The organism is Prosthecobacter sp. (genome assembly GCF_014879935.1).
In the GTDB taxonomy this organism is placed as follows: Bacteria; Verrucomicrobiota; Verrucomicrobiia; order Verrucomicrobiales; family Verrucomicrobiaceae; genus Prosthecobacter.
Genome location: NZ_JACSRD010000116.1, coordinates 62,234 through 72,218, shown reverse-complemented (window position 1 = coordinate 72,218; position 9,985 = coordinate 62,234). Strand labels below are relative to the sequence as shown.

10 protein-coding genes and 1 pseudogene are annotated in these 9,985 nt (G+C 63.8%); 1 reads left to right on the top strand and 10 read right to left on the bottom strand.

Features of this window, described 5'->3' with window-relative positions; genetic code table 11:
* A pseudogene (locus tag IAE77_RS08725) lies at window positions 1-525 on the bottom strand (PE family protein); the annotation flags it as partial.
* A 148-nt stretch (window positions 526-673) separates the two neighbouring features.
* On the opposite strand from IAE77_RS08725, the gene IAE77_RS08720 reads away from it, so the two are divergent.
* On the top strand, window positions 674-3,151 hold the full coding sequence (locus IAE77_RS08720; protein WP_294224820.1) for a serine/threonine-protein kinase: 2,478 nt from the start codon (window positions 674-676) through the stop codon (window positions 3,149-3,151).
* 3 nt (window positions 3,152-3,154) lie between these two features.
* On the opposite strand, the gene IAE77_RS08715 is transcribed toward IAE77_RS08720, so the two are convergent.
* From IAE77_RS08715 to IAE77_RS08675, 9 genes are read right to left on the bottom strand one after another with little or no spacing between them, the layout of a single operon-like run.
* Window positions 3,155-3,523, bottom strand: a complete 369-nt coding sequence (locus IAE77_RS08715) for a hypothetical protein (protein ID WP_294224817.1) — start codon at window positions 3,521-3,523, stop codon at window positions 3,155-3,157.
* The gene (locus tag IAE77_RS08710; RefSeq protein ID WP_294224814.1) at window positions 3,520-3,762 is read right to left on the bottom strand and encodes a hypothetical protein; all 243 of its coding nucleotides are present in this window, start codon (window positions 3,760-3,762) and stop codon (window positions 3,520-3,522) included. Before IAE77_RS08710 ends, IAE77_RS08715 begins: the two co-directional genes overlap by 4 nt.
* Window positions 3,746-4,639 carry an AAA family ATPase gene (locus IAE77_RS08705; RefSeq protein WP_294224811.1) on the bottom strand — a complete coding sequence of 298 codons (894 nt, stop codon included), beginning with the start codon at window positions 4,637-4,639 and terminating at the stop codon, window positions 3,746-3,748. Before IAE77_RS08705 ends, IAE77_RS08710 begins: the two co-directional genes overlap by 17 nt.
* Window positions 4,640-4,661: 22 nt before the next feature.
* Entirely contained in the window at window positions 4,662-5,348 is a 687-nt protein-coding gene (locus tag IAE77_RS08700) for a hypothetical protein (RefSeq protein ID WP_294224810.1), read from the bottom strand.
* A complete protein-coding gene (locus tag IAE77_RS08695) occupies window positions 5,345-6,625 on the bottom strand; it encodes a TrbI/VirB10 family protein (protein ID WP_294224807.1) in 1,281 nt (426 codons plus the stop codon). Before IAE77_RS08695 ends, IAE77_RS08700 begins: the two co-directional genes overlap by 4 nt.
* Before the next feature lie 21 nt (window positions 6,626-6,646).
* Window positions 6,647-7,597 (bottom strand): hypothetical protein, encoded by a 951-nt coding sequence (locus IAE77_RS08690; RefSeq protein WP_294224803.1) that lies wholly within the window; start codon window positions 7,595-7,597, stop codon window positions 6,647-6,649.
* Window positions 7,594-8,250, bottom strand: a complete 657-nt coding sequence (locus tag IAE77_RS08685) for a hypothetical protein (protein WP_294224800.1) — start codon at window positions 8,248-8,250, stop codon at window positions 7,594-7,596. The genes IAE77_RS08690 and IAE77_RS08685 overlap by 4 nt, the downstream gene beginning before the upstream one ends.
* Before the next feature lie 12 nt (window positions 8,251-8,262).
* Window positions 8,263-8,883 (bottom strand): hypothetical protein, encoded by a 621-nt coding sequence (locus IAE77_RS08680; protein ID WP_294224797.1) that lies wholly within the window; start codon window positions 8,881-8,883, stop codon window positions 8,263-8,265.
* Window positions 8,884-8,904: 21 nt separating this feature from the next.
* Window positions 8,905-9,954 carry a hypothetical protein gene (locus IAE77_RS08675; RefSeq protein WP_294224795.1) on the bottom strand — a complete coding sequence of 350 codons (1,050 nt, stop codon included), beginning with the start codon at window positions 9,952-9,954 and terminating at the stop codon, window positions 8,905-8,907.
* Window positions 9,955-9,985 lie beyond the last annotated feature (31 nt).

The window sequence follows — 9,985 nt, the reverse complement described above, 5'->3', positions numbered from 1 at the left end:
GAGAAGATCACCTCCGCCTCCGGCCAGTCCGCTGACACCTTGAAGGAGATCGCCGCCACCACCGCCCGCGAGTCCGCCGACGCCCTTGAGAAGATCGCCTCCACCGCCACCGCCCGCGAGTCCGGTGACTCCTTTGAGAAGATCGCCCCCTCCGCCGCCGCCACCGAGCAAACTGGCCGCGCCAGCGCCCTCTTTGCCACCTCCTGCGCCACCCATGCCTCCAGTGATGCCTTTCACGGCCTGGTCACCGGCACCACCGATGGAGCCGCCGATCTGGCCGCCAATCTGGGATCCCACCTGATCGCCGATCTGGCCGCCGACTTGCGAGCCGATCTGCTTTCCCACCGCGGAACCGACTGCGGTGCCCACCACGGGGATCGCGCTGCCGATCGCGGCACCAGCCGCGCCACCCACGGCGCTGCCGGCCGTCTTGCCGACAGCCTTGCCTGCGGCTCCGCCGATTTTTCCTCCGACGTCCTTGCCGAGGGACTCCCCCATTCCGGCTTCTTCTTGTTCTTCGGGCATGATGTGTGGTGGGAATGATTGAAGCGCCGCGTGGCATCGGCGGCACAGATGGGACTAGCCAGAAGCGGCGTCTGTGTGACAAATCCAATGCGTGTTTCCGATCACCGCATGATTGCCTCCCGTCACGGGACCTGCCAGAGTGCCGTTCATGCCGACACGTTCCCAGTCGTCCTCGCTTTCCTCCGCTGGTTTTTTTGACCTGGCGATGACGGATGATGAGACACTCGGCGCGGGCGAGGACGTCCCGCCCAGTCCCGAGCAGCCCGGCATGCGGGTGGCCGCACGTTACGAGCTGGTGAGCGTGCTGGGTGAGGGGGGCACGGGGAAAGTCTGGCTGGCCCGGCAACTGGACCCGGTGAAACGTGATGTGGCCCTGAAGATCATCCGTCCAGGGCTGCTGATGAAGCCGGTGTCGGCGCGGTTCAACCGCGAGCACCAAGTGCTGGCCCGTCTGGGGCATCCGAATGTGGCGGCGGTGTTTGATGCGGGCGAACTGGAGGACGGGCGCACGTTTTTCGCGATGGAAAAGGTCACCGGCAGCGCCATCACCCGCTGGGTGCGTGATCGCGGCCTGCCCCTGCGTGAGCGCGTTTCCATCATCCACCAGGCCTGCCTGGCGGTGGAGCATGCGCATCAGCGCGGCATCCTGCACCGTGACTTGAAGCCCTCAAACGTGATGGTGATGGAGATCGATGGTGCTCCGGTGGTGAAGGTGATCGATTTTGGCATCGCCAAGGCGCTGGAAGGGGATCTGGCTCACGGTCAGGACGCGACCTTGCGCGGCACCGTGCTGGGAACGCCGCGTTACATGAGTCCGGAGCAGGCGGCGCTCTCAGGACTGGAGGTGGACGCCGGGACGGATGTGTATTCCCTCGGCGTGTTGCTGTATGAGGTGCTCACCGGCACCACACCGATCCGCGAGGAGGACGAAAAGAAGAACACGCCTCTGCGTGAACTGCTGCGCCGTGTGTGTGAGGACGAGATCGAGCCGCCGAGCAGACGCGTGGCTGCGAACGCGCCCGCGCATGCCATTCCCGCCCGCGATTTGAAAGGGGAGCTGGACTGGGTCACGCTTCGAGCGTTGCAAAAGGACCGGTCGCTGCGTTACGCGTCAGCGCAGGCGCTTGCGAATGACTTGCAGCGTCATCTGGACGGTCAGGCGGTCGAGGCAGGGCCTCCGGGCCTTGGTTACCGGGCCTCCAAATGGCTCTCACGAAATCGCGCCGCCCTGCGTGCGACGGCGGCCGTGCTCGCGGCAGTGGTCGCAGGCACGGCGACGACGTGGTGGGCGCTGGATCGTGAAGGGCAGCAAAGAAAGCTGGCGCTGAACCAGGCGGAACTGGCCGGTCAGGTGAGCGCCCAGCTCAACGAACTGCTGAACAACGCCAAGGCGCATGCTGAATCCGGCGGGAACACGCAGGTGCTGCGCAAGCTGGCGGACGAGCAGGCGGCCGGCATGGCACGCTTTGCCAGCCAGCCGCGCATGGAGGCCGGTCTGGCATGGCAGTTGGGCGGTCTGTACACCGTGCTCGGGGAGCCGGCGCGTGCGCAGCCGTGGTTCGTGCGCCATGCCGAGCTCATCGCCAGGCTCGACGGGCCGGATTCCGCTGCTGCCATCGAGGCGCTTTACGAAACCGGCTGGCGCTACGTCGATCTACAGGATCACGTGAAGGCCATCGCGGTGCTGCGGCGCTGCATTGAGGGCTTCGACCACCTTCCGAACGGCCGTTTCAACGGACTGCTGGCACGGAAGGAGCTGGCCCGTTCCCTGGCCCGCTCAGGAAGGCATGACGAAGCTCAAAAAGTCATGCAGCAAGCTGTCGCAGGCCTCGCGGATGGCGATCCCGTCCTGTTCTCCCGCGTTCTTCGGGATCAGGCGGAAGTTCTTCGTGTCGCCGGCCGGAATGACGAGGCGGCGGCGGCGCTCCATCGTGCTTTGAAGGTGCTGCCGCAGGAAAAGGCGAATGCTCCGCAACGCGCCTACATTCTTCTCACGCTCAGCACGGTGGATCATGAGCGGCACCGCTATGAAGATGCTCTGGAGGCCTCCACCGAGCGTCTGCGTCTGCTGGAAAGCCAGTTCGGTCCCGCCCACCTGAAGGTGCTGGATGCGTTGCTCGATCATTCCCAACTGGCGTCACGTCTGCCCGGATTGCCGGGCGCGGAGGAGACGGCGCGGCGCGCGCTCGCGCTTGCCCGCTCCGCGGCGCATGAATCGAAGCTGGCCGTCGCCTGGACACGGGTGGCGGAGTGTCTGCGTTTGAAAGGCGATCATGCCGCTTCGGAACAGGCGGTTCGTGACGCTTTGAAGGAACTTGAAGGCCGGAAGGCCTTGCCCTGGCGCGTGCTCGATCTGCATCGGCGGCTTGGCGATCTGCTCGTGTCACGGCGTGACTTTGCGGCGGCGCTGGATGCTTACGAGACTGCGGCGGCCACCTGGTTTGATGAGGCGCCCGGCCGTCCGCCGGAACACACGCGGCTGCTACCGGTGAGCATCATCATGTTTCACAAAACGGCGCGGGAGCACGGCTCTCCACTGGCGGACGAGGCCGAACAGGCCCGCTGGCAGGCCCGATTGGATGAGCTGGACAAGCGGCACCCTCAGAACAATGCGAAAAGCGGCTGAGGGTCACTTGGCGTGGCTGATCACGGCCGGCCGGGGATAAGCGGCGGTGCGCAGCACCTGTTGCTCCGGCTTTGGCAGCGTGGCGAGCACGTAATATTGCGTCCAGGCCATGCCGGCGTCGCGCATGCCCACGCCTTCGGCCCATTCACGTGCTTCACGGCCGGTCATGGGCCGCGGCAGGTTTTCGATGAAGATGTTCGACTCGCGCCATTCGGATTCATCCGGCCTGGCAGGATGATCGTGCCAGACCCAGAACTCCACGCGGCTGCCGGGCGGGAGCACGGCATCGTCTTCCAGCCACAACGGCTGCTGGCATGACACCAGCAGGCCAAGGCTGGCGATGCAGGCGAGGAGACGGAGGTGCGGAGTCATGGTTTCGGAGTCTTGGATTTGGATTTCAGCATCGCGGCGCCCTTTTGCTGCCATTCGATTCCCCAGCGGTCGTAGGCCACCATGACGCCGATGCCGAGGAAGATGGCCAGCGTGGCCTTCCAGCGGCCGGTGCCGATGGCGGAGATGATGAACAGCACGCCGAAGGTGTAGCGCCACGCCTCCGGGTGGAGCCGGTAGAACAGACGCACGGCATCGCGTCGCTCACGGATGAATTGCAAGAGATCCATTGGTCACGTGGAGGGTTCCTGACGCCGGCTGGCTGGAAAGCAGTGCTTCGCGGACGGCATGGCGGCACAGCGTCTCCGCGGTGGCCCGCATGCGCCGCACGCCGAGGCGGGGCTCCACGCCCTGGGCCACGAGCAGCTCCAGCACGCCGGCGCCGGGCTCCAGATGGTAGCCTTTTTCACGCAGGAGCTTCAGCTCCTTGTTCAGCATGATGCTGGCGATCTTCTTCTGGGCGATGTAGCCGAGTTTTTGAAACACGCAGCGCACATTGAAACGCGCGAGCACTTCCGGGCGCAGCTCGGCGGCGGCCAGATCCTCGATGAAACGCTCCACGGTGGCCATGGGGCTGTTTTTCAGCTCCATCAGGGCATCGGCACCGATGTTCGACGTGGCGACGATGTAGAACTCGCACAGGTTCAGCGTGTCGCCGTTGGCGACGGTGATGCGGCCGGCATCCAGCACCTGGAGGAAGATGTCCAGCACGCGCGGGTGGGCTTTTTCGATTTCGTCAAAGAGGATCACGCCACGGCCCTCGGCGCGGTCGTAGAAGCGGCCGATGTTGCCACGGGAGTGGTTGTCCTTCCCCAGCAGCAGGCCCAGCGACTCCTGGTTCTGATACTCGGACATGTCGAGCCGGATGCAGTGCTTGCCAACGTCCTTGAAGATGTACTCGGTCATGAGCAGCGTGATCTCAGTCTTGCCGACGCCCGTGGGGCCAAGGAAGAGGAAGGTGCCCTTCGGGCGCTTCGGATCGGCGAGGCCGAGCTCTCCATTCTGCACGATGGGCACGACTTTCGGGATGACGTGCTCCTGGCCGATGATGCGCTCTTCGAGGAAGGGGCGCAGTCCCTGGATGTGGGCGAGATTCACGAGGCGGCGATGAATGGGGGCTTCACTTTTTCGGCACGAGGCTCTGGCTGGAACTGCGCAGGCGCAGGCGCTCGGCTTCGTCGAGCTCCTGGATGCGCTTCTCCGCCTGTTCGAGCTGTTCTTTGTATTGCGCCCGTTCCTGGAGGGTCTTGGCGAGGTATTCCTTCACGCTTTCCATCTCCTCCTCGGCTTTTTGGAACTCGCCCTTCTTCTTCAGCAGACTGGCGCGGATCGCGTCCAGGTCGGCCATGGATTTGCTCAGGGATTTCGATTTGTCGGCGAGCGCCTGGCGCTCCTGCTTGATCAGAGCGTCGTCTGGAATCTCCTTGCGCGAGGGATCGCGGATGCCGAGCACCACACCGCGCGAATCCATCGGCGTGGCCGGCAGCCGCGTGTCCCAGCGGGCGTGCTGCTCCAGTCGATAGACGGTGTGCGCTTCGTGCATCTCGCTGCGGTCATGATTGGGCAGGCGGCCGAGGTGATAGGCGTGGACCTGCTCATCAAGACGCACGCGGGAGGCGTCCAGCGGGTCCATGGAGCGGCCTTTAGGCCATCCGGCGACGACGTTCTTCGAATACGTCGGGATGTAGGCGCTTTCCTGCTCCTGCTCAGGATAGATGAGCGGATCGTCCGACATGGGATCGGTGGACCGGCAGCTGGAAAGAAGCGCGGCGAGGGCGAGGACGGCGACGAGGTGCTTCGGAGTCATGGCGTGGTGCTGCTGGGCGTGGGGTGAATGACGGGAACGGGGCCGGACGTGGTGCTGGCAGGAACGGCGGCAGCGGGTGCGGAAGCGGGCTTGGCGATGAGCTGGCGCACGTTTTCGAGTTGTTCGGCGGTCGCCTCCTGCTCACGGGCTTTTTCAGCCTCGGCGGCACGCAGGGTGTCCTGCTGCACGGTGGAGTCGCCGTCGGCCAGCGCCTGCGCATGCGCCGTCTGGGCCAGTTGCCAGCTTGCGACCGGTTTGTTGCCCTGCTTCAGGCCGGCGATGCTGGCCATCTCCGGCTCGAACACGTCCAGCGTGTAGATGTAGAAGGTGGTTCCGGCCGCGACGCGCACGAAGTCGAGATCCTGGTCCAGCTTCTTCGTCAGCATGCCGGAGTAGGCCGATGCCGCCTGCGAACCACCGCCCAGCGCGGCGTTGCGCGTGGTGTTCATGGGAGCCATGCCATAGATGGTCTGGAACTGCTGCTGGTTGTTGTTCATGATGCCCTGCAGCGCCTCGGCGATGAGGATCTTCACCTCGGCATACTCGTCGTTTTTGATGATGCGGCCGCGGATGCCGGCGGAGCCGTCAGTGACGGCGAAGGTGCCGTCCGTGAGTTTTTCGTGGTCGAGGGCGACGCCGCTGATGCTGTATTCGCGGCCGTCGTCCCAGATGAAGTTGAAGCTGCCCTTGATCTCGATGCGGTCGCGCACGCGGCCGCTGCCGGCCTTGGCATGGACCTGGGTGCCGGCGGGCAGGACGAGCTGGTGGTTCCAGTAAACGTCCTCGATGACGAGTCCGAGCACCGGCGTCTCCAGGGAGGAGGAATCCACGGTGATCACGAGCGCCGCCTTGATCAAGATGCCGCGCGGAGCGAACAAGCGCGGCACGGAAGGCACAAACGGCTCCTTCGGGTTGGTGTTCACGTGCACGAGCGTGGGGAAGGGCGGGGGCTTCTCCGCTTTCTTCGTCGTGCGGGAGCTGGTGGCGGGCAGGATGCTGGGAGGCGCCGGCTTTTTGACCGGGGCGATGAAACGCTCCACCCGGGTGTCGTCGCCGAGCTTCGCCGTGCGTTTTTCGCCGAGGTTCACGGTTTTGTTCTCGGCGATCAAGGAGGGCTCGGGCGCGGGCTCGCCCGGCTTGGCGTCCTTCGCCTTGGGGCTGGTCGGAGCGACGGACGCGGGTGGTTTTTTGCTGACCATGTAGGCGGCCGCTCCAATGCCGACGACCACGAGGAGCAGGATCATCTGCACGGCTGGCTTTTGAAGGTGCTTGAGCATGGCGGGAGGCGTGGGGAGTGGTTACTTGCCGTCGAAGGCGGCATCACCGGCGATGGGGGGGAGCAGCATGGGAGCGCGGCCGGGTTCCGGAAGCTCGATGCGGAAGTCCTGATGGATCGAAAGCCCCTCCCGCGTGCCGCCAGGCCCGCCCTGGAGGATGAGATCCAGTGCCTGACGCTGGCCGGGCTCGATCGTGTTCGCGCAATCGACGAGCTGCGCGTCATAACTGCGGCCACCGACACGAATCTTGGTGCCCATGGGCTCGAACTCGAAGGGTTTGGTGCCCTTGTTCGTGATCCAGGAGCGGAACACGGTGAGGTCCTTGGCCGGATTCCGCTGGATCTCGTAAATCGAGGTCACCATGTCATTTTGCGTGCTGGTCATTTCGAGGCCGTTGCGTTCATCCCAGCCGCTGAAGAGGCCGGGATTGAGAGGCTGGAGCGCCTTGCGGTTGCGGGCCTTGCTGAGCATGCCCACGAGCTCCTCGGCGCTGAACTGGATGCGGTTGTCCACCACCTTTTGCGGGGAGACCTCGACGGCGGCGCTGGTTTGCATCGGCGGGGACACGAGCACGGCCAGGTTGGCCTCGTCAGCGGCATTGAACCGCAGCAGGTACATGCTGCGCGTGGTGCGCACGGTGGCGTGGCAGGGCTCGCCGGGCTTGATGAGACGCACGACGAGGGTGTCGCCGGCGACGCTTTCGTAATGCACCGTGGCGACCTTTGAGGTGGCCATCTGGTTCATCTTTCCCGGATCGGTCACCAGGCCGAAACCGGTGAGCAGGCTGATCTTCTCCGGAAAGGTGATGGTGGTGGCGACATTGGTGTTGATGTCGATGTCGTGGACATGGTTCTTCGGATCGAGCCGCACCAGCTCGCGGCCGGGATGGACCTGCGCGGCAGCGGTCACGGCTGCCAGCAGCAGGCAAAGCACGGCAGGGAGCTGGTGAATGAAGGGAGCGCTTGGGTTCATGTTTCGGTGACGGGCTCCAGTTTGAGTTCGACGAGTTCCTCCACTTGCGAGGGGAAGCCCTCGTTGGTGGCGATGTCCAGGTTCTGGTGCCATTTGACCTTGAGGCTGAAGCGGTATTTCTCCGTCTTGGTCTTGCCGCTGAAGATGAGCGTGCGTTCCACGGTGCCGGTGGTCAGGGTGCCCATGCGTGTGTTGGTGAAACCCAACAGCTCCGTTTTGTCGATCTGCACCGTCTGGTTGACCCTCTGGCTTTTGAAGTAGCCTTCCTCCAATTGGACGTGCTTGCGGATTTGCGCGAAGGCTGGCAGCTCGCGCCGTTCATCTTGCCAGTAAAGCTTTGGCAGGCGGTCCTGGTAGATCAGACCGTCCGGGTTGCGGGCAAGCAGGGTTTCTGCCAGCAGGTCGCCCATCTGCTTGTGCATGACCGCGTTCGTCGGATGGCTATAGACGACGCCGGAGGGCAGGTAGAAGGCGCCGGCGGTGTCCATTACCACGAACGGGGGCCTCTTACGCAGCACCTCGGCCAGCATCACGATGTAAATGGCGCAGCCGGCGCCGACGGCGCAGGCGACCAGGAACCAGAAGACCGCCGTGCGGTCCCGGGTGACGAGTGTGTCGATGACGCTGGAACGTTTTTCAGGAATGACGGACATGACGTGCGATCATCAAGGGGCTTCCGAGCTGGAAATGGGGGCGAGGCGGTATTCGATGTTGGTACACACGAACGGGAAGCGGCGGCTGTCGCGCAGGTTCGGATTGCGCACCCACTGAAGCCGCGCTGAAACGGCGATGGACTGGGTGATGCCCTCCTGCGTGGTGGGATCGACGCTGATGCGGATGATCTGGCCGGTGGCGACGGTCTCGGCGTCTCCGGTGGGTGAATACTCCACCGTCACGCCGCCCACCTCCACCATCTGGTGGATGCGGCGGGTGTTGAGGTCGTAGGCGTTGTCACGCAGGTCGAAATCCACCTGCTCGCGTGCGAAGCCGGTGAAAAGCAGCGGGATGCGGTCGAGGTTCAGCGCTCCTTTGGGCCCGCGATTCAGGTAGGTCTCCAGCGCCAGCCGCGTGTGATAGTTGATCACGTCATCGAGCTCATGCTGCTCCAGCGAGCGGTCCAGGTAGAATTTGCTCTTTTCCACCGGCACGTAGAGCATGCTGCCGCGGCTGCTGAGCGCCACGTCGTAGGTGTGCCAGGCAGTCCCCGCCAGAAACAGGCAGGCCACGGAAAACCAGAACAGGGCCAGCTTTTCCTTGGAGATGAAGATGTCGGTCACGCCTTTCATGAGTGGAGTTCAGTCTTCATGTCAGTCTTTTGCCTCCATGCCTGAGGCCATGCTGCCGATGGAGTTGCCCACCCCTGTGACCGCGCCGCCCGCACCGCTGATGGCGGAGGACGCCGCCCCGCCGACCACCGGGACCATGCCAGCCACGGCCGAACCAGCGGAGACCCCCGCGCCCACTCCCGCCATGGCGGCACTGGTGGCCTGTCCGGCGAACGCGAGGCCGATTTGCGACCCGGAAACGACCGCCTTGTGGATGATCTTCGGCGCTCCGAAGATCACAAACATGATCCACGTGGCCACCGCGATGACGAGGCAGAAGATGGCGATCGATTCTATGACCACACCCCAGATGGGATTGAGCAGGAGCGTGCTGGTGAGAAGGATGATCACGTCAATGCCGATCTGGAGGAGGAAATCCGCCAGGAGAAGCCCGATCCCCCATCCGAGCGGCCACATGCAGATGGCAAGCAGGCCGGTGAAATAGCTCACGGCCGTCTCCCGCTTCTGTTCGAACAGGAACATGCCGAAGAAAATCGGCGAGGCCGCGGCTCCGACATACAGCGCCATGATCTGCACCACATAGGCGAAAAAGAAGACGATGTAGCAGACCAGGCCGATCACGATCATGCAGAAGGCCGCGATGATGCCGGCGATGTAGTCGATGATCTCCAGCGGATTGACAATGAGCTGCACAATGGCGCTCGAATCCGTGTCGATGTCGAGATCTTCAAAACTTTCGCCAAATCGCTCCATGAGGCCGAGCGGATCGACATCGAGCGCGGCGAGCAGATCGTCGCTGAGCGCAACGCGCACCTCTTCGATCAGCCATTCAGGGAAGAACGGCATGATGGTGCACACGATGCCGGTGTAGAGGATGGTGCTGAACGCGCCTTCGAAGCTGCCGCTCATCATGCCTTTGTAACCTGTCAGGAGCAGTCCCAGGAAGGCAAAGGTGAAGGTGAAGAGCTGCAGGACGTCGAAAATCTCCTCACAAATCGTCCGCAGATCCTCATAATAGGGCTCCATCAGCCCGAAGGCGTCTCCAAAGCTGGCGAGAAGAGTGAAGTCCATGGTGGGTCAGGCGCGGGTTCAGGTTGGTGAG